21 protein-coding genes are annotated in these 24732 nt (G+C 53.4%); 6 read left to right on the plus strand and 15 right to left on the minus strand.

Annotated elements, in window-relative coordinates; genetic code table 11:
- Nucleotides 1–127: 127 nt before the first annotated feature.
- Together pbpC and LG384_RS17025 are read right to left on the minus strand one after the other, a co-directional pair.
- A complete protein-coding gene (gene pbpC / locus LG384_RS17020; protein WP_225761263.1) occupies nucleotides 128–2440 on the minus strand; it encodes a peptidoglycan glycosyltransferase PbpC in 2313 nt (770 codons plus the stop codon).
- Nucleotides 2441–7372 carry an alpha-2-macroglobulin gene (locus LG384_RS17025; RefSeq protein ID WP_225761264.1) on the minus strand — a complete coding sequence of 1644 codons (4932 nt, stop codon included), beginning with the start codon at nucleotides 7370–7372 and terminating at the stop codon, nucleotides 2441–2443.
- Nucleotides 7373–7578: 206 nt separating this feature from the next.
- On the opposite strand from LG384_RS17025, the gene sseA reads away from it, so the two are divergent.
- A complete protein-coding gene (gene sseA, locus LG384_RS17030; protein WP_045446151.1) occupies nucleotides 7579–8421 on the plus strand; it encodes a 3-mercaptopyruvate sulfurtransferase in 843 nt (280 codons plus the stop codon).
- 44 nt (nucleotides 8422–8465) lie between these two features.
- Here the strand turns inward: sseA and sseB are convergent, their stop codons facing one another.
- From sseB to trmJ, 11 genes are all read right to left on the minus strand, one after another.
- Entirely contained in the window at nucleotides 8466–9242 is a 777-nt protein-coding gene (sseB, locus tag LG384_RS17035; protein WP_225761265.1) for an enhanced serine sensitivity protein SseB, read from the minus strand.
- Between the two features lie 70 nt (nucleotides 9243–9312).
- Nucleotides 9313–10596 (minus strand): aminopeptidase PepB, encoded by a 1284-nt coding sequence (gene pepB / locus LG384_RS17040; protein WP_225761266.1) that lies wholly within the window; start codon nucleotides 10594–10596, stop codon nucleotides 9313–9315.
- 53 nt (nucleotides 10597–10649) lie between these two features.
- Complete coding sequence (gene iscX / locus LG384_RS17045; RefSeq protein ID WP_045446157.1) at nucleotides 10650–10850, minus strand: Fe-S cluster assembly protein IscX; 201 nt, start codon at nucleotides 10848–10850, stop codon at nucleotides 10650–10652.
- A gap of 11 nt (nucleotides 10851–10861) precedes the next feature.
- The gene (gene fdx, locus LG384_RS17050; RefSeq protein ID WP_042317595.1) at nucleotides 10862–11197 is read right to left on the minus strand and encodes an ISC system 2Fe-2S type ferredoxin; all 336 of its coding nucleotides are present in this window, start codon (nucleotides 11195–11197) and stop codon (nucleotides 10862–10864) included.
- 1 nt (nucleotide 11198) lies between these two features.
- A complete protein-coding gene (gene hscA, locus LG384_RS17055; protein WP_048220821.1) occupies nucleotides 11199–13049 on the minus strand; it encodes a Fe-S protein assembly chaperone HscA in 1851 nt (616 codons plus the stop codon).
- Between the two features lie 14 nt (nucleotides 13050–13063).
- Complete coding sequence (gene hscB, locus LG384_RS17060) at nucleotides 13064–13579, minus strand: co-chaperone HscB (RefSeq protein WP_045446165.1); 516 nt, start codon at nucleotides 13577–13579, stop codon at nucleotides 13064–13066.
- A 108-nt stretch (nucleotides 13580–13687) separates the two neighbouring features.
- Nucleotides 13688–14011: an iron-sulfur cluster assembly protein IscA gene (iscA, locus tag LG384_RS17065; RefSeq protein WP_003037681.1), complete on the minus strand. Its 324-nt coding sequence runs from the start codon at nucleotides 14009–14011 to the stop codon at nucleotides 13688–13690.
- Between the two features lie 20 nt (nucleotides 14012–14031).
- The gene (gene iscU / locus LG384_RS17070; protein WP_002913991.1) at nucleotides 14032–14418 is read right to left on the minus strand and encodes a Fe-S cluster assembly scaffold IscU; all 387 of its coding nucleotides are present in this window, start codon (nucleotides 14416–14418) and stop codon (nucleotides 14032–14034) included.
- Nucleotides 14419–14441: 23 nt separating this feature from the next.
- Nucleotides 14442–15656: a cysteine desulfurase gene (iscS, locus tag LG384_RS17075; RefSeq protein WP_045446170.1), complete on the minus strand. Its 1215-nt coding sequence runs from the start codon at nucleotides 15654–15656 to the stop codon at nucleotides 14442–14444.
- Nucleotides 15657–15768: 112 nt separating this feature from the next.
- Entirely contained in the window at nucleotides 15769–16260 is a 492-nt protein-coding gene (iscR, locus tag LG384_RS17080) for a Fe-S cluster assembly transcriptional regulator IscR (RefSeq protein ID WP_003037674.1), read from the minus strand.
- 195 nt (nucleotides 16261–16455) lie between these two features.
- On the minus strand, nucleotides 16456–17187 hold the full coding sequence (trmJ, locus tag LG384_RS17085) for a tRNA (cytosine(32)/uridine(32)-2'-O)-methyltransferase TrmJ (protein WP_048220818.1): 732 nt from the start codon (nucleotides 17185–17187) through the stop codon (nucleotides 16456–16458).
- Between the two features lie 118 nt (nucleotides 17188–17305).
- Here trmJ and suhB point away from each other — a divergent pair, with 118 nt between their 5' ends.
- On the plus strand, nucleotides 17306–18109 hold the full coding sequence (gene suhB / locus LG384_RS17090) for an inositol-1-monophosphatase (RefSeq protein WP_045446176.1): 804 nt from the start codon (nucleotides 17306–17308) through the stop codon (nucleotides 18107–18109).
- Between the two features lie 58 nt (nucleotides 18110–18167).
- On the opposite strand, the gene LG384_RS17095 is transcribed toward suhB, so the two are convergent.
- Nucleotides 18168–19148, minus strand: coding sequence for a nickel/cobalt transporter (locus tag LG384_RS17095; RefSeq protein ID WP_045446179.1), 981 nt, complete (start codon nucleotides 19146–19148; stop codon nucleotides 18168–18170).
- Complete coding sequence (locus tag LG384_RS17100; protein ID WP_045446182.1) at nucleotides 19139–19777, minus strand: DUF1007 family protein; 639 nt, start codon at nucleotides 19775–19777, stop codon at nucleotides 19139–19141. The genes LG384_RS17095 and LG384_RS17100 overlap by 10 nt, the downstream gene beginning before the upstream one ends.
- A gap of 422 nt (nucleotides 19778–20199) precedes the next feature.
- Between LG384_RS17100 and LG384_RS17105 the strand changes: the two genes are divergently transcribed.
- The 4 genes from LG384_RS17105 to LG384_RS17120 all read left to right on the plus strand — a co-directional run bounded on the left by LG384_RS17105 (nucleotide 20200) and on the right by LG384_RS17120 (nucleotide 24731).
- Nucleotides 20200–21183, plus strand: coding sequence for an autoinducer 2 ABC transporter substrate-binding protein (locus LG384_RS17105; RefSeq protein ID WP_045446184.1), 984 nt, complete (start codon nucleotides 20200–20202; stop codon nucleotides 21181–21183).
- A 102-nt stretch (nucleotides 21184–21285) separates the two neighbouring features.
- On the plus strand, nucleotides 21286–22794 hold the full coding sequence (locus LG384_RS17110; RefSeq protein ID WP_045446187.1) for a sugar ABC transporter ATP-binding protein: 1509 nt from the start codon (nucleotides 21286–21288) through the stop codon (nucleotides 22792–22794).
- A complete protein-coding gene (locus LG384_RS17115) occupies nucleotides 22787–23776 on the plus strand; it encodes an ABC transporter permease (protein ID WP_225761267.1) in 990 nt (329 codons plus the stop codon). Before LG384_RS17110 ends, LG384_RS17115 begins: the two co-directional genes overlap by 8 nt.
- A 1-nt stretch (nucleotide 23777) precedes the next feature.
- The gene (locus LG384_RS17120; RefSeq protein ID WP_045446193.1) at nucleotides 23778–24731 is read left to right on the plus strand and encodes an ABC transporter permease; all 954 of its coding nucleotides are present in this window, start codon (nucleotides 23778–23780) and stop codon (nucleotides 24729–24731) included.
- Nucleotide 24732 lies beyond the last annotated feature (1 nt).

Raw genomic sequence — 24732 nt, forward strand, 5'->3', positions numbered from 1 at the left:
AAAAAAGATGTTTTGTTGTGGTTTACCTGGCGCGGATTATAAAGAGCATCCCGGCGGTTGACTATTGACGAAGGTAACATTTCTTTAAAATAAGATGAATTTTAGCAACAACCGCTATCAAACGATTCTATTGCAAAGAAAATCTCACCGTCGTAACCTGCCCAGCATCATCCATGACCAGCAACTGATATTCCCCTTTAACCGCCAACCGCAAGGTAAGAGAGCGTCCTCGCTCCTCCAGTCGATCGCCGTTAAGAAACCACCAGCGCTCACCTGCTCCACCGCTGATATACACCGGTACTGAGACCTCCGGTGAACCGGGTAAGCGCTTCACAATCGCGCCATCACGCACACCTGTCAACTGGAGCGGTAACAAAGCGTCCTGTCCCAGCGGAGGACAAATTGATGAAACTGGCGGTAGCCGTGCAGTACGGCGTTCAGAAGGTGGTAGCCAGGATTCCAGTGGTAAAGGCCAGACGATTAACGTTTGTTCATGCGCCTGTTCGCAATCCGCAGCCACTCGTTTTCCCGCCTCATCTAACCAGACTGGAAAACGGATACCACTGACCCCTTCCTGCTCAGGTAATAACAGCGTGGGCGGTTGGCTGCCATCCAGTAGCCAGGTGGCTAAGCGACGACGACAGTTGCTATCACCGGCTGGAAGCGATTGCCCCCCAGGCCAGCACACCACACCACGGCTGACAGAATCTGGACGTGGATCTTCAGGCTGATTCGCCCCGCGCGCCAGCAGCAGATTATTAACCTGATTCAGCAAAGGCACAGCACTGGCAAAACCGAATTGCCCGACCACCGGAGTACCATCCGGTCTGCCAGTCCAGATACCCATCACATATCGTGCGTTAACACCAATCGCCCACGCATCGCGATAGCCGTAGCTGGTACCGGTTTTCCATGCCAGCGGCACAACTCTGCTCAGGGCATTATCCGGTAACGGCTGGGCTTCATCCGCCATAATCCGACGAATGATCCATGCCGCCCCCGGTGACATCAGCGGACGTTCCAGCAGTGGGTCGTCTGGTTGCAAGCGCAATGTCCCCGCTTTGCCATGCCGGGCAAATGCGCTGTACGCCGCCGCCATGTCATCAAGCCTTGCACCTGCACCTCCCAGGATCAACGAAAGATTCGGCACCGCTCCGGTTGGTAAGTACAACGGTAAACCGACGTTACGCAATTTAGCGGCAAATCGCTTCGGGCCATAGGCTTCAAGCACCTGGACAGCAGGTAAATTCAGCGAACGTACCAACGCCTCGCTCATGCTCACTGGGCCATGAAAACCGCTGTCAAAATTACCGGGACGATAATCCCCTGTACGTCGCGGTACGTCCTGCAACAGGGAAGCCGGATGAATCAGTCCCTCATCCAACGCCAGACCATAGACAAAGGGTTTAAGCACCGAGCCTGGCGAGCGAATCGCATTCACCATATCCACATGACCAAAGCGGGCGTCGTCATTCATATCCACTGACCCCACCCAGCCACGGACGCTCATATCGGTATGATCAACGACAATCATTGCCAGCGAACTGCGCGCCGGAAGCCGTCCTTTCCAGTTTTGCGCCAGTTCTTCCAGTTGGCGTTGCAGTCCTGCATCCAGCGTGGTCACAATTTTGTCACGCTGACTTTTGCCCAACATCATGCGCGAGAATAATGGTGCTAATTGCGGCATCTGTCTTGGTGCCAGCCAGACCGGTTCTTCACGTGATTCCTGCACCTGCTTAGCTGACCAGATACCCTGCGTCGCCATGCGCTCGAGCACTTTATTGCGCGCGGCTTCGGCACGATCCGGCCATCGATCGGGGCGCAGACGACTTGGTGCCTGTGGCAGAACAGCCAGTAAAGCAGCGTCGGAGTAACTCAGTTGCGCAGGTGATTTGCCAAGATACGCCCAGCTTGCCGCGCCGACCCCCTGAAGCGTGCCGCCAAACGGCGCACGGTTCAGATACAGTGTCAGAATGTCATTTTTGGAGAGATGCCACTCAAGCTGGAGTGCGCGCCAGAGTTGGCGAAACTTGCCGCCAAAGGTGCGCGGATGAGGATCGAGCAGCCTGGCCACCTGCATGGTGAGCGTGCTGCCACCAGAAATCACTCGCCCCGACGAGAGATCTTGCCAGGCAGCGCGGAGCACTGATAACGGATTGACGCCGGGATGTTTCCAGAACCAGCGATCTTCATAGTTGATCAACGCCTCAAGGTAACGGGGCGATACTTCATCAATGGTTACCGGATAACGCCAGATACCCTCAGCGTCGGCAAAGCGCCACAGCGGCGTACCGTCATGTGCCACCACCACGCGTGCCGGGTTGACCTCAGTGAGCGGCAGTGGCCAGATTTTGTCTGCACCCCAGACAACTGCCGCCATCAAAAGCGGTGCAGCTGCCAGCCAAAGCCAGCGGCCGCGTTTACCAACCCAGCGCATCATTTACGGTCTGACAATCAGTGGTCCCTCTGCCGTACCGGTGGCTCGCCATTGCGGAACATACATCGATTCCACCTGCGGGACGGGAACCTGATACGTTCCCGGCGTTACCGCTCGCGCCAGATACACCAACGTGACCGGTTGCCCTTCGTTGACAGCCACTGCAGCGACAAAGCGATCGTCACGGAATTCAACGTGCTGGATATCCGCCTGCTGCATCTGATTAAGCAGATTCTGCACTTCGCTTGCGCTGTCCTGCAGACTCGCGCTGCCGTTAGCCAGATTCTGGTTTTCCAGCTCCAGTCCGGCAGGCAGTAAATCAACCACCAGTGCATCCGGTACATTCTGGTTAGCTTTCACCGTCAGCCATACCAGCACCAGTTCCCCACTACGCAACGTCGAGAGTGATTTACTTTGTCCATCCGTACCCAGCACCTGACGCTCAATACTCAGCACATTGTTTGTCGGCAGCGGTGAAGTTTGCGGATAACCACTCACATCCAGGCGCAGCCACAGCGGCAGATTCCCCGTATTGGTTACCGTCAGCGTGGATAACTGGTCGGCATCCAGATTATGGGTTTTCGATTTTTCACCTGCCAACGGTTGTTCGGAGAGCGAGGTCTGCGCCTGCCAGGTTCCCGGTAGATCCTGTAGGGTACGCGCGGCCAGGAACAGCGCGTTATTTTCCTGAGTTGAGAGCCAACGTTGACCAAAAGCCTGTTCCGACAACGTATTCAACAACGTGTTCTGCACATCAGGTTTAAGCTTGTTCTCTTCCAGCAATGCCAGCATCAGTGCATTATCACGAAGCTGACTGCCGTAATCCGCCATCCACTGTTGTGCATCGCGACGCGGAGTATTCAGCGCCAGCGTCAACGCCTGTTCACTGCGATTCGCATCACCCATGTTTTTCAGCGCAATCCCCAGTTGCAGCAACGGTAAACCGGAAGCGGCCTGAGCACGACGCTCCCAAATCTCACGCAGTGCGCCAAGCGGTGCTTTTTGCTGACGAGCCAGTACCAGCGCGGCGTATGCCTGCACGGCAAATTTGCTTGCCGGTGTATCGTCGGTGTAGCGAATCGACATCATGCCCGGATCCTGCAAATAGCGCAGCAGTCGTTCGTTACCCCGGTTAATCACTTCTGCCGGAACGCTGTAGCCTTGTTCGTTAGCGCGAACGAGGAAATCCATCACATACGCGCTCAGCCAGTACTCTTCAGGACCGTTCTTGTCCCACAGAGCAAAACCTCCGTTGTCACGCTGCATTTGCAGTAACCGGAAAATACCAATCTCAACCGCTGCACGACGCTTCTCATCACTATCGCCAGCAATCCCTAACGCCTTCAGTTGCGCGGCATTGGTATACAAAGACGGGAATAATCCGCTTGCCGTTTGCTCCAGGCAACCGTACGGATAGGCTTTTAGTTCACGGATGTAGCGTGCCAGATTTAGCGGCGGCTTACCGCTGAACAGTAGTTGCCCCTGCATGGTTACAGGGGAAAAATTGATCAGTTCCTCCCCCGGGATCTGCCACGTTTCACCAGGTTGCAGCGCCACGCAATTATTGATGGTCTGCGCCGGGAATGCCGGACGAACACCAATCTTCCACTGCTTATGCTGAGCCGGGAGCGTTTCTCCTGGCAACACCAGACCACTGATAACCGCCTGAATATCGCCATCGCCAAACCCTTCCAGCGCCCGCACCGGGATAAACAACGTAGTACGCACTCCCGGGGCAAGATTCACCGGCGCAGGGGCCTGACCAATCAGCTCCAGTAATCCACTGGCGGTAAGCTTGATATTCAGCGTCTGCGGCCTGTCAGTCAGGTTAGTCACATCCAGCGTCAGGCGCGAACTATCGCCTCCGGCTAAAAAGCGCGGCATATTCAGTTCGGCAATGACCGGCGCGGCGACAATCACTTTACTTTCGCTACTGCCAAAATCATCCGCCGTCCAGGCCTGGGCCATCACCCGCAGTTCACCGTTAAAATCACCAATCGGCAACGTCACCGTGCCTTCACCCTGATCGTTGAGTATTACCGGCAACGCCTGTTGTGCCACGATATTGATGTGATTGACCGGCGGTTTACCGCCACGTTTTAACTCATCGCCATCGCCACCAAAACGCAGCGCCGCCAGACGGCCCTGCCCTTCGATCACCTGACCATAAATATCGTAAATATCCGCCCCATAGCGTTTCTGCCCGAAAAACGCCTGCCATGGATCCGGCGTGGTGTAGTCCGTAATATTCAACACTCCGCTGTCCACCGCAGAAACCAGTACGTTAACTTGTTTTGGCACTGCACCGTTTTTAACACTGGCCTTCACTTTAACGGCCAGAGGCTGATTTGGACGCATTTTGGCAGGGTTATCCAGCGTCAAATCAAGACGGCGGTTTTCATCACCCAACGGCAGATGCAGCAATCCGACTGCGCGTTTTGGTGTTGCAGAACGCGATTTGTCACCAGGACGAATTACCAGTGCACTGAGATAAAGGTCGTGTCGATTCCAGGTTTTATCGACCGGGATAGAGAGATCCAGTCCATCAGCAGGTACATCTATCTCTTGCCACCACAGTGGCCCCTCGCTGGATTCCACCATCGCGTAGCCTTTGCCAGCGGTTGGCGCAGCGATGTGTAACTTCATGGTATCGCCAGGACGATAGTTGGGTTTATCCAGTTTCAGCGTTACTCGATCGGGACGCACCGCACCGCTACCATCGCTGTTATCCTGCCAGCTGTATCCGGCCCAGAAGCGCACGCTGCTCACCGTATCGTTCGGCGCTTTGACCTCCAGACGGTAAGCCCCCCACTCAACCGGGAAGCTAACCTTACCGGTTTCATCGGCCTTAAGATCCAGCGTCTGTTCACCTTCAACCAGATCCTTTTGATCAAATTGTGATTGCCACCCCTCGCCTTCTGACCAGTTCCAGTAGTAATCCCGGCGTTCACGAATCAAACGAACCTGTAAACCTGAAACGGCTTTTTTCGATCCCTGGGCATCAGCATACACAACATCAAAAGCTGCATTGCTGTCTTCATCAACAATGGGCTGATTAACGGTGGTATCCGTACGGTAGTCATATACAGATTTCGCTGCGAATTGTGGCCTGATGCCCGGCAGAATATCGGCAGGCCAGACAGACTGTTCGACCCGGCGCGTCACCGGACGACCGCCCGACTCCAGCAAACTCGCCTGCAAAATAACCTGTAGAGGGGAGTGCGCTTCTTGCCACTGGCTATTCGTTACCACTTCACCACAACCGTTTTCATCCAGCGTGAGCTGAACTTCATCCAGGCTGCGGGAGAGGTTTTCTTCGGCAATATTACCAAACTGGAATCCTGGCAATGCCGGCACCGCCTCACGCAGTGGCCGCAGGAAAAGCTGTCCCTGCAAGGCATTGCCATTCGCTGGCGCACCGTACAGATAGTAACCAACAACCGAGAACTTCACGTCGTCAGTCGGCGCTATCGGCATCTTGCTGGCGGTGAGATTGAGCGCCATCCGCTCTGGCATAAAATCTTCGACGTGGAAATCCCACATCCGCGCATGGTTATCCCCGGTGTTTGCCCGGATATGCCACATTCCGGTTGGCGCGCTACTGTCCAGCGGCCAGCTCAGACGGTAAAGACCGTTCTCTGGCTGGCTGACTACGGTGCGTAACACCTGTCCATCGGGTTTTATCACTTCCAGTTTAATCGGTTGATCGGGCAACGTTTTGCCGTCGCTGTCGCGCAGCAATCCATTAAGTATCACCGTTTCACCAGGACGATAAAGATCGCGCGGGCCGAACATGAAGAACTGTTTGCTGTATCCCGGCGCGCCCGCAATATCAAATTCAGCCAAATCCAGAGCGGGCAACTTCAGATCCAACAGCGTGGTTTGCCCGTCTTTGCGCGCCAGCAGTAACGCCGCTTCTTTATCGGTCTCAAGCTTAACGTGTCCCTGTGCATCAGTGGTCGCCTGCGCCAGCGTCTGCCCTTTCTCATTCAGCAAGGTGACATCAATTCCCTCCTGGGAAGCTCCATTTTCCAGGCTCTGGGTAAAGACATCCAATTGGTTGTGGTAACGGTGTGCGGAAACACCAATGTCGCTGAGGGTGAACAGCGTGGCGGCATTGCTGTAGTTGTAATGCCCGGCCTGATTCATCACCGCAACGTAAACGCCTGCCTGCTGCAACGGTTTGATATCGCCCAGCGGCAACAACAGTTTCTCACGGGTATTGCGCGCAGGATTGAGGTCAAAGCGCCCGGTATAGACCAGTTCGGCCATCTTCAGAAGATTGTCTGACTCCCAGTTGGACAGGGAGTTGCGGTATTCCCACTGGCTGATAAACGCACCGAGCGACTCCGGCTTCACGCGAAAGAAGTTCACGTCCACACTATCGACATTCAGCGCCATCACCGGCAGCCCTTCGATAACTTTACCCGGCAACAGAGAACCACGACTGGCAAATCCTACGCTCGGCTGGACGTCGCGCGTGGTGATGTTTTTTTCATAATCGATGCCAAATGTTGCCTTATTCAGCGCCAGCAAATTACGCTCAATGGTCACCACCAGTTCGCGGTTAGGTTCCAGATGACGTAAACGCAATTCTTTCAGATTTGGCGCCAGTTCCCAGGCACCATCTACTTTGCCGTTTTTCTTATCAACAACGTGCACGACACGGGAAAAATCCTGCTCTGGATCGAGCGGAATGGAGAAGGTCAGCACCAACGTCGCCGCACCGTCTAACTGAACTTCAGAGGCATCGAGCAGCGTCAGCGCCTTACCCTGACTTTGCTGCGTCAGTTTCTGTAACTGGGCCTTATCTTTTGCCGGGGCGGTTTGCGGGGCTGGTGCATCATTTTTCCCGTCCGTCGGCGGCTTATCGTTATTATCGCACCCCACCAGCGCCAACATCAGCATACAGGCCGCTACGCGTATATATTTCATTTTTCATCCCTGGCCGTAGTGGCCTGTTAGCTACGTAGAACAACTATTATGCGTGAGATTTCAGGTTGTGGAAGCCAGTAACTCGTCCGCGTAGTCTAAATTTTCGTGATTAATGTGGATCCGCCTGACAAATCAGCCTCTTTTACTTGTCCCTTTCAGGTAAACATCCGACAATTTGCCGAAACCTGGTAAAAATGGAGATGCCTATGACCACCGCCTTCTTTGTCGCTGCCGACTGGCTTATCGAACATATTGACGATCCGGAAATACAAATTCTTGATGCCCGTATGGCACCGCCAGGACAGGAAGATCGCGATGTTGGCGAAGAGTATCGTTCTGGCCATATTCCCGGCGCGATCTTTTTTGATATCGAAGCACTCTCCGACCATACATCACCGTTACCGCATATGATGCCGCGCCCGGAAGCTTTCGCCGTCGCCATGCGCGAGTCTGGTATTCATCAGGATAAACATTTGGTGATCTACGACGAAGGCAATCTGTTCTCTGCCCCGCGCGCATGGTGGATGCTGAGGACATTTGGCGTAGAAAATGTCTCTATTCTGGCGGGCGGTCTGGCGGGCTGGCAGCGTGATGAGCTACCGCTGCAGGAAGGAATCGTTGATTTACCAGAGGGTGAGTTTGACGTGGCGTTTACACCAGAAGCTGTAGTTAAGGTGACCGATGTCCTGTTGGCCAGCCATGAAAAAACGGCACAGATCGTGGATGCCCGTCCGGCTGCACGTTTTAATGCACAGATTGACGAACCGCGTCCTGGCCTGAAGCGCGGCCATGTTCCCGGTGCACTGAACGTACCGTGGACAGAACTGGTTCGTGACGGGGAATTAAAAACAACCGACGAGCTGGATGCCATTTTCTTTAGCCACGGCGTCAGTTTCGACAGACCAATCATTGCCAGTTGTGGTTCCGGCGTTACGGCTGCCGTCGTGGTGCTGGCGCTTGCTACTCTTGGCGTCCCCAACGTGGCGTTGTATGACGGCGCGTGGAGTGAATGGGGAGCGCGCAACGATTTACCAGTAGAACCGGCATAACGTTTGAAATGCCGGATAACACTTCGCTTATCCGGCAACATCTTTTAGATAATTCGATTCTGTTTAAAATCGCGCAGGAAACCGCCCCAGCGGCGCTCATAGAACGGTGCGATGTGCTCAGTAATAAAGTGGCTTACCCCTTTCTCACCTTTCTTCACCTGGCAGATATCAACAGGTTCATCCCCCGGTAACGTGTCAGTTGCTACGCTACCTGTTGCATGAATAATCTCTTCAATATCACCATCGGCTTCAATGCCAATCAGCAGGTTAGGCTGGGCATCTGCACTTTCTTTAATTGAGCAAAGAAACGCGCGTTTAACCGGCTTAATGGTCTTAAACAACGTAGTCAGCGAGTCAATCATCTGCGCAGGAGGCTCCGCGACTTCAGAGAGGATCAGCGATTCACCGCCTTCCAGTACTTCCTGGGTACTCAGTGGATTGCCTTCCTCTCCCATCAACAAGCTGATCTCGCGCGGCATAAATTCTTTGCCCGTCGGCAGCTTGGCATTGAGAAACAGCGTCTCGCCCAGCGTCATTTCAAACAGTGTACGCACCGGCATGACGACAAACGCCTGCTCATCTTCAACGGCCTGTTGCAGCGCTTCAAGGGAGGTGAAAAACGGGATTACAGTAGTGCCGTCTTCTTTTTCCCAGTGCTGCAAATCCAGCGCACTGTCTTCAACCACCGCCTCACCTTCTGCGGCTGTACCCGGTACCCAGACGGTAGACTCCAGCAAAGTGCGAAAAAATGCCGGACGATGCGCAGGCTCTGTCGCGGCTTTTTCCAGCAACGTTTCTAATTCGTTTTTTGTTTCAGACATAAGAACCACAAATTGGATGAATACGTGCAAGCCGGATGCGCGAAACGCCATCCGGCAATACAGTCATAAGTTACGCGGTTAACAGGTTAGCAATCGTGCGTACACCCAGACCGGTCGCACCCGCGGACCACTGCTCAACGGGCGCTTTGCGATAGGTTGCAGAGCAGTCGATATGCAGCCAGCCTTGCTGATAGTTTTCCACGAAGTGTGACAGGAACCCCGCAGCGGTACTCGCACCTGCTGGATAGGCAGCACTACCGGTATTATTCAGTTCCGCAAAATTAGACGGCAACTGACTCCGGTGGAATTCCGCCAGCGGCAGACGCCAGAACGGTTCGTTTTCCTCAGCAGCGCTTGCCAGCAGGCGAGCCGCTAACTTGTCATCAAAGCTGAATAGCGCGTGATAATCATTACCTAACGCCGTTTTCGCTGCACCTGTCAGGGTAGCGGCATCAATAATCAGCTCCGGCTTCTGCGCACTGGCGTCAATTAAACCATCCGCCAGTACCAGACGCCCTTCAGCGTCAGTGTTCATCACTTCAACATTTTTGCCGTTGCGATAGCGAATGATATCGCCCAGCTTGAACGCGTTACCGCTAATCAGGTTATCCGCACAGCACAGGTACAGCTTCACACGTTTGTTCAGACCACGGGTGATTGCAAACGCCAGCGCGCCGGTCACCGTTGCCGCACCGCCCATGTCAGACTTCATGGAGTCCATAAACGCGCTTTGTTTGATGCTGTAACCACCGGAGTCAAAGGTAATCCCTTTGCCGACCAGGCAGGCATAGACAGGCGCTTCTTTATCGCCTGTCGGGTTGTAGTCCAGCGCCAGCAGTACCGGCGGACGTTCAGAACCCCGGCCAACCGTATGTAGTCCCATATAATTCTGTTCGCGCAGATCTTCACCTTTGGTGATGCGATAAGAAACATTATCACACGCCACACTGCACAGCAGGTCAACAGCACGCTGCGCCAGTTGTTCCGGGCCAAGCTCTTCTGCCGGGGCATTGATGGTGTCTCGTACCCAGTCAATGATTTTCAGGCGGCTGTCCAGCTCTTTGCGCTGCGCCTCATCCAGGGTTGCCCATTCAACTTTGCGGCTGCCTTTAGGCCCTTTGTAGCCTTGCCAGAATGCCCAGCTACGCTCGATATCCCAGCCTTCGCCGTCAAGTTGGGCATGTTTGATACCCAGACCATCAATTTTACGCGCGGCACGCTGAATAAGCCCCAGATCATCTTTTCCATTAAGGTGCAGGGTAATGCCGTCATTATTAATACTGTATGTCGCCTTTTCACCCCAGCGAGCATCGGCCTGTTGCGTGGAAAGCGTAATTTTCATGGCTTCTGTCATTTTATTTATCCTTATTAGCAAACGGGCCGCCATATGGCAGCCCGTTATGTGACTTACTCTGCTTCATCTAACCAGACTAGCAGAATCGCCTCCAGAATTTTTTCATTGGATGCGCCAGGGTCGTCATCAAATTCCTCAAGATCGCAGATCCACTGATGAAGATCGGTGAAACGAACGGTCTTAGGATCGAGATCGGGGAACGCATCATACAGCGCCTCACCGATTTCGCGGCTATCGGTCCACTTCAGTCCCATACTACCCTCTGTTAATGCTCACGCGCATGATTGATTGTGTAACGTGGGATTTCGACCACTAAATCATCCCCGGTGACGCGCGCCTGACAGCTTAAACGGCTCTCCGGCTCCAGCCCCCAGGCTTTATCCAGCATGTCGTCTTCTTCTTCCGTACTTTCCGGTAAAGAGTCAAAACCTTCACGTACGATGCAGTGACAGGTAGTGCAGGCACAGGATTTTTCACAGGCGTGTTCAATCTCAATGCCGTTACGCAGGGCAACGTCGAGAATAGTTTCGCCGGTCTCAGCTTCCAGAACTGCGCCATCGGGACAGAGATCCTGATGAGGCAAAATAACAATCTTTGGCATATTAAACCTCGTCCACGGAATGGCCTTTCAGCGCGCTACGGACGGATTTATCCATACGGCGAGCGGCAAATTCCTGGGTTTGTTTGTCTACGTTTTTAATGGCTTGTTCGATAGCGTCAACATCGTCGCCCTGTGCAACCTCGCTCAAATGCGCGGCGGCGGCGTCGATAGCCTGACGTTCTGCGGCGCTTAACAACGCGGCATCAGCAGCGAGCGCACCGGATAAACTTTCCAGCACACGTGCCGCTTCGACTTTTTGTTCTGCCAACATGCGGGCTTTGACATCCTGCTCGGCAAAACTCATCGAATCCTGAATCATTGAGGCGATTTCACCGTCGGTCAATCCGTAGGATGGTTTGACCTGGATGGAGGATTCCACACCAGTGGATTTCTCCATGGCGGTCACGCTTAGCAGTCCGTCCGCATCGACCTGGAAGGTGACGCGGATATGCGCGCCGCCTGCTGGCAGCGCCGGAATACCACGCAGCGCAAAACGCGCCAGTGAACGGCAGTCCTGCACCAGCTCACGCTCGCCCTGCATCACGTGGATGGACATCGCGGTTTGACCGTCTTTAAAGGTGGTGAAATCCTGTGCGCGCGCCACCGGAATAGTGGTGTTACGCGGGATCACTTTTTCCACCAGACCGCCCATGGTTTCAAGCCCCAGGGACAGTGGGATAACGTCCAGCAACAGCATTTCGCTGTCTGGTTTATTCCCGACCAGAATATCAGCCTGGATTGCCGCGCCGATGGCGACCACTTTATCCGGATCAATAGAAGTCAGCGGCGTACGGCCAAAGAATTCACCCACGCGCTCACGCACCAGCGGTACGCGCGTTGAACCACCGACCATCACAACTTCCAGCACGTCCTGCGCCTCAACGCCGGCATCTTTCAGTGCGCGACGGCAGGCTAGCAGCGTGCGCTTAACCAGTGCGGAAATCAGTTCATTAAAGGTTTCGCGGGTGATTTCACCCTGCCAGCCCGCCACGTTGACCGTCACGGACCCGGCGTCGCTGAGCGCAATTTTAGCGGCAATGGCGGCATCCAGCAGTTCACGCTGCACGCGATTATCGCTGCGATCGGCAACGCCCGCCTGCTCGCGAATGTAATCAGCCAGCAGGTGGTCGAAGTCGTCGCCGCCGAGCGCGGAATCACCACCGGTCGCCAGTACTTCGAACACGCCACGGCTCAGACGCAGAATAGAAATATCAAAAGTACCGCCACCGAGGTCATAAACGGCAATCACACCTTCCTGACCGGAATCCAGGCCATAGGCGATTGCCGCAGCTGTCGGTTCGTTCAACAGGCGCAGCACGTGCAAGCCAGCCAGGCGCGCGGCGTCTTTCGTCCCCTGACGCTGAGCATCATCAAAGTAAGCCGGAACAGTGATCACCACGCCATCCAGTTCGCCGGACAGCGCTTCGGTCGCCCGCGCGGCCAGCGCTTTCAGTATGTCGGCTGAGACGCGTACCGGATTGAGCAAACCGGCAGCGGTTTCGATCATCGGCAAGCCGTTTTCGCTCGCCTGGAACGAATAAGGTAGATGCGGGTAGCGCGCCTGGATATCCGCCAGCGAGCGGCCCATCATGCGTTTTACCGAGCTAACAGTGTTTGCCGTATCAAGCGCAGCGTTGGCACGAGCATCGTAACCAACCGAATACCCCTGCTGCTGATAGTGAACCACTGACGGCAACAGGTGGCGACCTTCGTGGTCAGCCAGCGTTTCGGCCTGGCCGCTGCGTACGGTCGCGACCAGAGAGTTGGTGGTGCCTAAGTCGATGCCTGCCGCCAGACGACGCTGGTGTGGCGCAGCGCTCAGACCAGGCTCACTAATTTGTAATAAGGCCATTTTCGCTTCCGAAATTAAAAATCGAGCAGTTTTTCTTCGAGTTGTTCTGCACTGCTTCGCAGTTTATCGAGAAAACGCAGTTTACGCACGGTATCTGCCGCCACGTCCCACGCCTCGCTATCCAGCTGTTCCACCATCAGTTGATGACGAACGGTGTACATGTCATTGATGCGTTTCATCAATGCATCCAGACGTTCACTGTCTTTTGCCTGTTCAATTTCATCCAGCTCTTCGCGCAGTTCGAGCTGCTCCATCAGGAACGCGGTATCACGCACCGTATGCTGCTCGCTTTGGATATCAAAGCCGTGTAAAGACAGTAAATATTCGGCGCGCATCAAGGGATGGCGCAGCGTTTGCCAGGCCTGGTTGATAGTGGCGGACTGCGAAACAGCAGCGAGTTGTTCCGCCTGGGAACCGCTGGCGAATTTATCAGGATGATACTGACGTTGTAGATCCTGAAAACGTAGGCTCAGCGCCTGAGTATCGAGCTGATAACGGGCCGGTAAGCCAAAGAGGGTGAAGTAGTCCATAACATTCTCAGGGCATCGATTCTCTGTTGTTCGATGTGGCAAAACCAGAGAGTCAGGTAAAACAAACCCCACACGCAGGCGACCACGGTGGGGTTATCGGTAAGCGCGTTACACGTGGAAGCTTTCGCCGCACCCACATTCGTCTTTCACGTTCGGGTTGGTGAACTTAAACCCTTCGTTCAGACCTTCTTTGACGAAGTCTAACTGCGTACCGTCGAGGAATTGCAGGCTCTTGCCGTCGACCACAACTTTAACGCCTTTGTCTTCAAACACGGTATCTTCAGCCGCCGGCTCGTCAACAAATTCCAGTACATAGGCCATACCTGAGCAGCCGGAGGTTCTCACGCCCAGACGCAGACCAAACCCTTTACCGCGGTTTGCCAGGAAGGTATTTACACGCGCTGCTGCACTGTCGCTTAAGGTAATCGACATAATAAAACCTCAACTCTTAATTATTTTGCTTCACGTTTGCTTTTGTAATCCGCAATCGCGGCTTTGATCGCGTCTTCAGCCAGAATAGAACAGTGAATTTTCACTGGTGGCAGTTCAAGCTCGTCAGCGATATCGGTATTTTTAATCGCCTGTGCTTCGTCCAGTGATTTCCCTTTCACCCATTCGGTGACCAGAGAACTGGAGGCAATCGCGGAACCGCAGCCATAAGTCTTGAAACGCGCGTCTTCAATGATACCCTCATTGTTGACTTTGATCTGCAACTTCATCACGTCGCCACAAGCTGGTGCACCCACCATGCCGCTGCCCACGTTCTCGTCGCTATTGTCAAAAGAGCCCACGTTACGTGGATTCTCGTAATGATCGATTACTTTTTCGCTGTAAGCCATGATGAATTCTCCTTATCTACCGATTAGTGATGTGACCATTCAATGCTGTTCAGGTCCACGCCCTGTTTGAACATTTCCCACAGCGGAGAAAGGTCACGCAGACGGCCGATGGAGTTGCGAACCAGATTGATGGTGTAGTCAATCTCTTCTTCGGTAGTAAAACGACCTAAAGAGAAACGGATTGAGCTGTGTGCCAGCTCGTCAGTCATACCCAGCGCGCGCAGCACGTAGGATGGTTCCAGACTTGCAGAAGTACAAGCAGAACCGGAGGATACAGCCAGATCTTTCAGCGCCATAATCAACGACTCACCTTCAACAAAGTTGAAGCTGACGTTGAGAATGTTCGGAGCGCCATGCTCGAGATCACCGTTGAGGTACACCTCTTCCATATCTTTAACGCCGTTCCACAGACGGTTACGCAGACCGCGCAGACGCGCCATCTCGGTTTCCATCTCTTCTTTCGCGATACGGTAAGCTTCGCCCATACCGACGATCTGATGAACAGGCAGAGTACCGGAACGCATGCCGCGCTCGTGACCACCACCGTGCATCTGTGCTTCGATACGGATACGCGGTTTACGACGAACGTACAGCGCACCAATACCTTTCGGACCATAGATTTTGTGGCCGGAGAAAGACATCAGATCCACTTTCAACTGGCTCAGATCGATAGGCAGTTTGCCCACGCTCTGGGTTGCGTCAACGTGGTAGATGATACCGCGCGCACGGCACATTTCGCCGATAGTCGCGATATCCTGTACCACACCGATTTCGTTGTTCACGTGCATGATAGAAACCAGAATGGTGTCATCACGCATCGCCGCTTCAAGCTCTTTCAGATCGATGATGCCGTTGCGCTGTGGGGCGAGGTAAGTCACTTCAAACCCTTCACGCTCCAGTTGACGACAGGTGTCCAGCACGGCTTTGTGTTCCGTTTTGCTGGTGATGATGTGCTTGCCTTTTTTCTGATAAAAGTTGGCAGCACCTTTAATCGCCAGGTTGTCGGATTCAGTCGCACCAGAGGTAAAGACGATTTCACGCGGATCGGCACCGACCAGATCAGCAATCTGATTACGGGCGATATCTACCGCTTCTTCTGCTTGCCAGCCGAAACGGTGTGAACGAGAGGCCGGGTTACCAAAGGTTCCGTCCAGGGTCAAAAACTGCATCATTTTCTCGGCAACACGCGGGTCCACCGGCGTGGTTGCGGAGTAATCGAGATAGATCGGTAATTTCATTGCTCTATAAACTCCGTACATCGCTTCAATGCAAGGAATCAGGCAACCGGCTGGATGTACGACCGAGTTAACGGGGTGTGCAACACCCCGGCCTGATTCTGAAATACTATTATTAAGCGCGTAACTTAACGTCGATCGCGTCTTGTGCACGGTTAGTGCGTGGAGCGTCATGCGTGTGCTGGCGACCAGACACATCCAGTACTTCCTGGTTATTCACCAGTTCACCTAAGGTTATGTTGTTGAGGAAACCGGTCAGACGGTCACTCAAATCACGCCACAGCGCATGTGTCAGGCACTTATCACCACCCTGACAACCACCTTTGCCCTGGCAACGAGTGGCGTCAACCGACTCGTCAACAGCGCTGATTACTTCACCTACTGCGATGCTACCTGCATCTTTACCCAGCAGATACCCGCCGCCTGGTCCACGTACGCTGGAAACCAGACCGTTTTTACGCAAACGGGAGAACAGCTGCTCCAGATATGACAGGGAAATTCCCTGACGTTCAGAAATATCAGCCAACGGTACCGGGCCCGTTTCGGAGTTGAGCGCAACGTCCAACATTGCGGTCACGGCATAACGCCCTTTTGATGTCAGTCTCATGTCTTACTTAGCCTCAAACTCGCCCCTGCCCGGGGTTTTTTATTGTAAAATGGGGGTATTGCATAGCAGGGGCAAGTCTGACATTCCCGACTAAATCAGTCAACTATTTACTTGACTAATTTAGTCAAGTATTTAACTTTCAGTGCGCTATTCTTAGCGCCGGATAAGCGCAGTGCCATCCAGCATTAAAGCGGTCTATTTTCCTTTATTCTGCTGCTCAATAGATGCAAGCATTCCACGCAGAATATTCAGCTCCTGGCTCTCCGGGCGCGCACGGGTAAACAGACGGCGCAGTTTATTCATTACCTGCCCCGGATGGTTCTCACGAATAAAGCCCGTCGACAACAGCGTCTGTTCCAGATGACCGTAAAAACGTTCTAAATCATCCACCAACGGATACTGAGTTTCTTCATAGTCCGCAGCCTTACCGCTTTCCTGCGTTGCCAGCCAGGCCATACGCACTTCATAAGAAATGACCTGTACTGCCATCGCCAGATTAAGCGAACTGTATTCCGGGTTAGCCGCAATGGCGACGTGATAATGGCATTTCTGCAGTTCGTCGTTGGTCAACCCAACGCGCTCACGACCAAAGACCAGCGCCACAGGAGTATTCGCCGCTTCAGCGACGCTTTTCAATCCGCATTCGCGTGGGTCAAGCATCGGCCACGGTAATGTACGCGAACGCGCACTGGTACCGACAACCAGACTGCAACCGGCCAGCGCTTCATCAAGCGTGTCAACGATTTGCGCATTGCCAATCACATCACTGGCACCAGCCGCCAGGGCGATGGCCTGGGAGTCCGGTTTTACCAGTGGATTTACCAGCCACAGATTGGTTAAACCCATGGTTTTCATGGCACGGGCGACAGAACCCATATTGCCAGTGTGAGAAGTCTCCACCAGCACAATTCGAATATTTTGCAGCATTGTATTTCTTCAGCTTAAGATTATTCGGCCATATTATCATAAAACGAAGACATATTCCGAACTCGCTGCTATACTCTGCGCCGTTTTCCCGTTCTTTAACATCCAGTGAGAGAGACCGATGCATCCGATGCTGACCATCGCCGTGCGCGCAGCGCGCAAGGCGGGTAATGTAATTGCCAAACACTACGAAACGCCTGACTCTGTAGAAACCAGCCAGAAAGGCAGCAATGATTTCGTGACTAACGTCGATAAAGCCGCAGAAGCGATTATTATCGAAACGATCCGCAAATCTTACCCACAGCACACCATCATCACCGAAGAAAGCGGTGAACATGTTGGTGAAGATCTGGATGTTCAATGGGTTATCGATCCACTGGATGGCACTACCAACTTCGTAAAACGTCTGCCGCACTTCGCGGTATCCATCGCAGTACGCATCAAAGGCCGTACTGAAGTCGCTGTTGTTTACGATCCAATGCGTAACGAACTCTTCACCGCAACTCGCGGTCAGGGCGCACAGCTGAATGGTTACCGTCTGCGTGGTAGCACCGCTCGCGATCTGGACGGCACTATCATCGCTACTGGTTTCCCGTTTAAAGCGAAGCAACACGCCGCCTCTTACATGAAGATCCTTGGCAAAATGTTTACCGAGTGCGCTGACTTCCGTCGCACCGGCTCTGCTGCGCTGGATCTGGCCTATGTTGCCGCCGCTCGTGTTGACGGTTACTTCGAAATCGGCCTTAAGCCGTGGGATTTTGCCGCAGGTGAACTGATTGCTCGTGAAGCAGGCGCACTGGTGTGCGACTTCACCGGTGGTCATAACTACATGTCAACCGGCAACATCGTTGCAGGCAATCCGCGCGTCGTTAAAGCTATGCTGGCGAACATGCGTGACGAACTGAGTGATGCGCTGAAGCGTTAATCTCAGCAGTGCCCGGTGGCGTTACCGCCTGCCGGGCCTGAAAACTATCCGGCACTTTTCAAAACGGTCTTAATCCCCTGCCAACCGGTACTGCACTTACCCACATCACCACGGCAGCAACAATCAACACCGCCCCCCCGGCTAATGCCAGCGTGCTCCAGCCGACCTGACGCCATAACACCGGTGCCTTATTTCTACTGAGCCTCACCGCCAGCGTACGGAAAAAGTGTACCAGTAATGCCAGAGAAGAAATGGTAAGGGATGTTCCCGCCGCCATTGCCAGCGCCGATGCCATTCCCCAGCTAAATACACCAACCACTTTACTGAACAGCAACACCATAATCGCCCCGGAACACGGGCGCATACCCATTGAGAGAATAATCATCATCCGGGCGCGCCAGTCATCACCGCTCTGTATCTGTTCAGGGTCAGGTAAATGCTGATGCCCACAACCACAACCGTCGTGATGTACATGATGGGCCGTGAAGGAGGTAAATTTGGGGCGACGCAACAGCTTGCTTAATTTTTTCAGCGCCCGCCAGCACAGCAAAACGCCCAGTATGCCCACCAGCGCATAACTCCCCTTTTCCAGCCAGAAACTGCTCATGTGTAGCTGTCGAGCCGGCAATTGCAGAACTGTCAGCACCGCAACCACCAGCCCAATCGCTACCAGCCCCTGTAATAAGGAAGAGGCGAGCGTCAGTCCGATACTCGATTTAAGCTTAGAAGGGTGCGTCGCCAGCCAGGTGGTGATGACGATTTTTCCATGCCCCGGCCCCAGCGCGTGCAATACTCCATAAACAAAACTAAACAACAGCAACGAACCACCTGCCTGGGTGGGGCTGGCGGCGACGGCTTTAAGCAAGCCACTCATTTGCTGATTGACCTCACGCTGCCAGAGAATACTTTTCACCATGACCTGCGGCCAGGCATGCCATAACCACAGCCCACCGCCTGTCGCCAGCAGCAAAAACACGACCAGCGGCCACAGTGTCAGCCAGCGGCGGCCGGATATACGTTGTTGCCAGATTACTGACATTCCACCGTTACCTTCTGTGCAAACTGTTTACCCAAATCCATATCCTCCGGCGGCGCATCTTCTTTATCCAGCGACTGCGCAAAACTCAGCGTTTCTTCATCAGGCGTTGGCGTGTGCACGCTAATCCGGCATTGCTTGCTTATGGCCGGCGCCAGGGTGGCATCGCTGTCTTTGTCGTAGCTCATATCCACGTAATAGGTTGGATCAAACGTGGATATGACATAGGCCTGTCCACCCAGCGGCTGCGGTTCGGCCAGCGGCAAAACAAACGTCAGCACCGCCTGGTGTTCCTTACGCTCCATGCCATATTCTGTCGGGCGATTTTTAAATTTTACCTTTTGCCCGGCATGCCACACTTCGGTGAAGTAGTGTTGTCCGAGTACATTCGCCATCACTTCTGCCGCCAGTTTTTTCCACACTTCATCTCCCGGTTTGGCATTGCCCGCGTCATATAGCAGGTCGGCCGAGGTGATTTCGTCCATTGTCCAGCGCATTTTCAACGCCACAAACTGGTTATTTTCGCTGACTATCTCGGTTTTCAGATGAATAAAGCTATGCGGATGCGCGCCAGCACTAAAGGACAGAACAGCGAGAAGCAACGTTATGACAATATGTTTAAAGCGTTGCATGAGTTCTCCACGATAAAAATACAGGCCGCCACAATCGCAATGATGACGTCTTTGGCGAAAGTGTGGTGAGCATACCATTGAACGGAAGAATATTTAGCCCCTCTTTGTGGTCTCGATTCAGTTCTCAATTTTGAAATTTTGTTTCCCGACGATAAAGGCAAAAATGCTTCCATGAGGCATTAACTTAAGGAAGATGATAATAAATTGTTAATTAATAGTTTCATTTTAATTATTTATTAACAAACAATTGAAGTGCATGAATGCCCAATCATTCATATTTAACAAAAATTTAACCATTATTTATCTAAAAAACCACAAAAACGGGCGCAGATCACATTTACCAAACTTATGATTCATTCCCTCTTCCATTCGTTGTTAACTTCACGCCGTGACATGCCCTGCCCCCTACTAAAGGTACAACTATGAAATTCAAACTCGCATTACTCAGTGCAACCCTGGTTTCTGCATGCATGTTGTCCGGTACGTCCTTTGCGGCGGAAAAATATGAGATTGCTGTGGTTGCTAAAGTCACCGGTATTCCATGGTTTAACCGCATGGAAACCGGCGTCAATGAAGCAGCAAAAAAATTAGATGTAAATGCTTACCAGACCGGTCCTTCTACGCCGGATCCGGCTCAGCAAGTAAAAGTGATTGAAGATCTGATCGCCAAAAACGTCAACGCGATAATCGTAGTGCCGAATGACGCCAAGGTCCTTGAGCCTGTCCTGAAAAAAGCTCGCGAGAAAGGCATTGTCGTTCTGACCCACGAATCCCCGGACGAGCAAATTGGTCAGTGGGATATCGAAACCATCGACAGTGAAAAATACGCACAGGCCAACGTCGATGAGCTGGCAAAAAATATGGGCGGCAAAGGCGGTTATGCCATCTATGTGGGCTCGCTGACGGTGCCGCTGCATAACGCATGGGCTGACTACGCGATTAAATATCAGAAAGAAAAATACCCTGAGATGTTTGAAGTCACTTCGCGCCTGCCAGTAGCGGAGAGTATCGATAAATCCTACTCCACTACGCTGGATCTGATGAAAACCTATCCGCAGATGAAAGGCATCATTGGTTTCGGCTCACTGGGTCCTATCGGAGCAGGTCAGGCCGTTCAGAAAAAACGCGCTAAAGACAAGATTGCCGTTGTTGGTATCGCCATGCCAGCACAGGCTGCACCTTACCTGATGCGCGGCGATATCAAAAAAGCGCTGCTGTGGGATCCGAAAGACGCTGGCTACGCACTGGTCACGGTTGCCGATCAACTGTTGCAGGGTAAAGAAGTCAACGCCGATCTGAGTATCGATAGTTTAGGGAAAGCCGATGTCGACATGGAGAAGAAAGTGATCCGCTTTAACAAGATCCTCGAAGTCACCAAAGATAACGCACAATCACTCGGTTTCTAAGGCCTTAGCCAACACCAGGGAACCTCACGCCGACCGCCTGGTCGGCGTTATCCACAAAACTAACACTCAGCGTCCAGCAGGACGCTCGCAGGGGTATTGTCCATGACAGACACCACCGCATTTATCACTCTTGAGAATATCAGCAAACAATTCCCGGGCGTGCTGGCGCTGGATAACGTGAATCTGACGCTGAAAAAAGGCGAAGTTCACTGTCTGGCAGGTCAGAACGGCTGTGGCAAAAGCACCATTATTAAAGTGATCTCCGGGGTTTATCATCCTGAAAAAGGTGCGCAGATTTTACTCGACGGCAAATTGTTCCACCACCTGACGCCACAGCTGTCTTCACATTACGGCATTCAGGTTATTTATCAGGACCTGTCGTTATTTCCAAATTTTAGCGTCGCGGAAAATATTGCGGTCAACCGCTACCTGCCGGGTGGTGATATCTGGGTGCGTCGCGGGTCCATGAAGCAACAGGCTCTGGCCGCAATGAAGCGTATCGGTGTGACCATCGATCCTGATAAAAAAGTCGAAAAACTCTCTATTGCCGATCGCCAGTTAGTGGCTATTTGTCGGGCAATTGCTGCCGACGCCCGTCTGGTGATCATGGATGAACCAACCGCCTCCCTGACCCGCCAGGAAGTGAATGGTCTGCTGCGGGTAGTCAACGAATTAAAAGCAGCCGGGATCTGCGTTGTCTTTGTCAGCCATCGCCTTGATGAAGTGATGGAAGTAGCAGACCGTATCAGCGTAATGCGCGACGGTAAGCTGGTGGGGACTTTCCCTGCCAGTGAACTTGACAGTCACGAACTGGCCTTCCTGATGACCGGGCAGCGCTTCCACTACAGCCCGTTGCCAGAGAAACCGCCCGTCGAACAGGAACCGTTACTGGAACTGCGCGATCTCAGTCGTAGAGGAAAATACCAAAATATCAATCTGTCTCTGCGTAGCGGTGAGATTGTTTCCATTGTCGGCCTGCTGGGAGCCGGGAGAACCGAGCTATGCCTGAGCCTGTTCGGCATGACGCATCCTGAAAGCGGTGAGATCCGTATTAACGGTCAGCCGGTTCAGCTTCGCAATAACCACGACGCTATTAAACACGGGATCGGCTATGTCTCGGAAGATCGCCTGACGCAAGGGCTGATCATGGAGCAGTCAATCTACGACAACACCATCGTCACCGTATTTGACCAACTGCACACTCGCAGCGGTCTGCTCGATCATCGCAAAGCGCAGAAGCTGGTCTCTGATTTGATCCGCGAGCTGAACATTAAAGTCTCCGATCCGCATCTGCCAGTGAAAACACTTTCCGGCGGCAATGCCCAGCGCATTGCCATTGCCAAATGGGTGGCGACTAATCCGCGCATCCTGATCCTTGACTCACCAACCGTTGGCGTGGACATCGCTAACAAAGAGGGCATTTACCAGATCGCCCGCGATCTGGCCGAACAGGGAATGGCTGTGTTAATGATTTGCGATGAAATTCCGGAAGCGTATTACAACAGCCACCGCGTGCTGGTGATGCGTCGCGGCAAGCTGGTGGCGGAATTTAATCCTCATCACTGTAGTGAAGAGGAGATTGCTGAAGTGGTTGAGGTAATCAATGAATAGTATGCGTATCTCCCGTTTGATCGGGCAACATGAGTTCTGGCTGGGGCTGCTGGTGGTTGCCCTTGCCGTCGGACTGAGCGTCAGCACCGATGAGTTCCTGTCACTGGGGAACCTGACGGACGTCGCCACCAGCTACGCCATTCTCGGCATCCTTGCCTGTGGGCTGTTTGTAGTACTGATTTCCGGCGGAATCGATATTTCATTCCCTGCTATGACCGCCATTGCCCAATACGCGATGGCCAGTTGGATTATCGGCCACGGCGGCAACTTCGCGCTGGCGCTGGTTATCGCGATTGCTGTCGGTCTACTGCTCGGGCTTATCAACGGTTTTCTGGTCTACTGGCTGCGTGTTCCGGCGATCATCATTACCATTGCCACGCTGAACGTCTACTACGGTCTGCTGGTTTACACAACGAAGGGCACCTGGCTGTACGGTTTTCCAGACTGGTTTATGAACGGTATCAACTGGTTCTCGTTCACTGCTGCGGACGGCTACGACTACGGCCTTACTCTTCCCTTGTTGTGTCTGGCAGCAGTGATTATTTTTACTGCCGTGCTAATGAACTATACCCGCCTCGGTCGCCAGGTTTACGCCATGGGCGGCAACCGCGACGCGGCTTCACGCCTGGGGCTGAACCTACTGAAGCTGCATTTCTACGTGTATGGCTATATGGGTATTCTCGCAGGCATCGCCGCAGTGGTTCAGGCACAAATCACTCAATCGGTCGCTCCCAATTCACTGCTCGGCTTTGAGCTAACCGTTCTGGCGGCGGTCGTTCTCGGCGGAACCAGCATGAGCGGCGGGCGCGGTACGCTGACGGGAACTCTGCTCGGCGTTGTCCTGTTGGCTTTCTTACAAAATGGCCTGACGCTGCTGAGCGTCTCCTCTTACTGGCACACTGTTTTCAGCGGCGCCATTATCCTGGTCAGTATTAGCGCCACGGCCTGGAACGAAAAACGCAAACTGGCAAAGGAGCTTTGAGATGAAAACATTCGCCAGATTTTTACCCGGTGATGCCATCATTCGCCTGCAATGCGTCATTATTGTGGTCGTGGCGCTGGTTTTCTCGGCCCTGCTGGGTAGCCGCTTTTTCAGCGTCGCTAACTTCCAGTCTATTGGCTCACAATTACCGATCCTCGGGATGCTGGCGCTCGGGATGGGCATGACCATGCTGACTGGGGGCATTAACCTGTCGATTATTGCCGGTGCTAACGCCTGCTCGCTGGTAATGGCTGCGGTGATTGTCACCCACCCGGATAATCCACTATTTCTGGTTCTCGCTCTGCTGGCGGGCGCCGCGGTAGCAGTTGCCATTGGCACACTGAACGGCGCGCTGATCGCCTGGGTGGGCGTTTCACCGATTCTCGCCACCCTCGGCACGATGACGCTTATCTCAGGGCTGAATATTCTGCTCTCCAACGGGACGGTGATCTCCGGATTCCCGCCGGTCATTCAATATCTCGGTAATGCCACCATTGCCGGTATCCCTGTGGCGCTATTGCTCTTTTTCCTGGTCGCCATATTGCTGTGGGTACTGCTGGAGCACACCACGCTGGGACGCAGCCTGTATCTTGTCGGCTCCAATGAACAGGCTACCCGCTACAGCGGTGTGAATACCGTTCGCGTACAAATTTCCGTGTATGTCATATCTGCTCTGCTCGGCTGGGTAGCGGCCATTCTGATGATGGCGAAATTCAACTCGGCAAAAGCCGGATACGGTGAATCATACCTGCTGGTAACCATCCTCGCCTCCGTGCTTGGCGGTATCAATCCGGATGGTGGCTTTGGGCGCATTATCGGCCTGGTGCTGGCGCTCATTGTGCTGCAAATGCTGGAAAGCGGCCTTAACTTGCTGGGGATCAGTAGCTATCTGACGATGGCTCTCTGGGGCGCAGTACTGATCCTCTTTATCGCATTACAGAATCGTAAAGCCTGAT

The organism is Citrobacter sp. Marseille-Q3906, assembly GCF_916618775.1.
GTDB lineage: Bacteria > Pseudomonadota > Gammaproteobacteria > Enterobacterales > Enterobacteriaceae > Citrobacter > Citrobacter murliniae.

What these genes read in the sequence shown, in the direction of transcription:
- pbpC (WP_225761263.1), bottom strand. Translation starts at nt 2,440, where the DNA reads ATGATGCGCTGGGTTGGTAAACGCGGCCGCTGGCTTTGGCTGGCAGCT.
- LG384_RS17025 (WP_225761264.1), bottom strand. Translation starts at nt 7,372, where the DNA reads ATGAAATATATACGCGTAGCGGCCTGTATGCTGATGTTGGCGCTGGTG.
- sseA (WP_045446151.1), top strand. Translation starts at nt 7,579, where the DNA reads ATGACCACCGCCTTCTTTGTCGCTGCCGACTGGCTTATCGAACATATT.
- sseB (WP_225761265.1), bottom strand. Translation starts at nt 9,242, where the DNA reads ATGTCTGAAACAAAAAACGAATTAGAAACGTTGCTGGAAAAAGCCGCG.
- pepB (WP_225761266.1), bottom strand. Translation starts at nt 10,596, where the DNA reads ATGACAGAAGCCATGAAAATTACGCTTTCCACGCAACAGGCCGATGCT.
- iscX (WP_045446157.1), bottom strand. Translation starts at nt 10,850, where the DNA reads ATGGGACTGAAGTGGACCGATAGCCGCGAAATCGGTGAGGCGCTGTAT.
- fdx (WP_042317595.1), bottom strand. Translation starts at nt 11,197, where the DNA reads ATGCCAAAGATTGTTATTTTGCCTCATCAGGATCTCTGTCCCGATGGC.
- hscA (WP_048220821.1), bottom strand. Translation starts at nt 13,049, where the DNA reads ATGGCCTTATTACAAATTAGTGAGCCTGGTCTGAGCGCTGCGCCACAC.
- hscB (WP_045446165.1), bottom strand. Translation starts at nt 13,579, where the DNA reads ATGGACTACTTCACCCTCTTTGGCTTACCGGCCCGTTATCAGCTCGAT.
- iscA (WP_003037681.1), bottom strand. Translation starts at nt 14,011, where the DNA reads ATGTCGATTACCTTAAGCGACAGTGCAGCAGCGCGTGTAAATACCTTC.
- iscU (WP_002913991.1), bottom strand. Translation starts at nt 14,418, where the DNA reads ATGGCTTACAGCGAAAAAGTAATCGATCATTACGAGAATCCACGTAAC.
- iscS (WP_045446170.1), bottom strand. Translation starts at nt 15,656, where the DNA reads ATGAAATTACCGATCTATCTCGATTACTCCGCAACCACGCCGGTGGAC.
- iscR (WP_003037674.1), bottom strand. Translation starts at nt 16,260, where the DNA reads ATGAGACTGACATCAAAAGGGCGTTATGCCGTGACCGCAATGTTGGAC.
- trmJ (WP_048220818.1), bottom strand. Translation starts at nt 17,187, where the DNA reads ATGCTGCAAAATATTCGAATTGTGCTGGTGGAGACTTCTCACACTGGC.
- suhB (WP_045446176.1), top strand. Translation starts at nt 17,306, where the DNA reads ATGCATCCGATGCTGACCATCGCCGTGCGCGCAGCGCGCAAGGCGGGT.
- LG384_RS17095 (WP_045446179.1), bottom strand. Translation starts at nt 19,148, where the DNA reads ATGTCAGTAATCTGGCAACAACGTATATCCGGCCGCCGCTGGCTGACA.
- LG384_RS17100 (WP_045446182.1), bottom strand. Translation starts at nt 19,777, where the DNA reads ATGCAACGCTTTAAACATATTGTCATAACGTTGCTTCTCGCTGTTCTG.
- LG384_RS17105 (WP_045446184.1), top strand. Translation starts at nt 20,200, where the DNA reads ATGAAATTCAAACTCGCATTACTCAGTGCAACCCTGGTTTCTGCATGC.
- LG384_RS17110 (WP_045446187.1), top strand. Translation starts at nt 21,286, where the DNA reads ATGACAGACACCACCGCATTTATCACTCTTGAGAATATCAGCAAACAA.
- LG384_RS17115 (WP_225761267.1), top strand. Translation starts at nt 22,787, where the DNA reads ATGAATAGTATGCGTATCTCCCGTTTGATCGGGCAACATGAGTTCTGG.
- LG384_RS17120 (WP_045446193.1), top strand. Translation starts at nt 23,778, where the DNA reads ATGAAAACATTCGCCAGATTTTTACCCGGTGATGCCATCATTCGCCTG.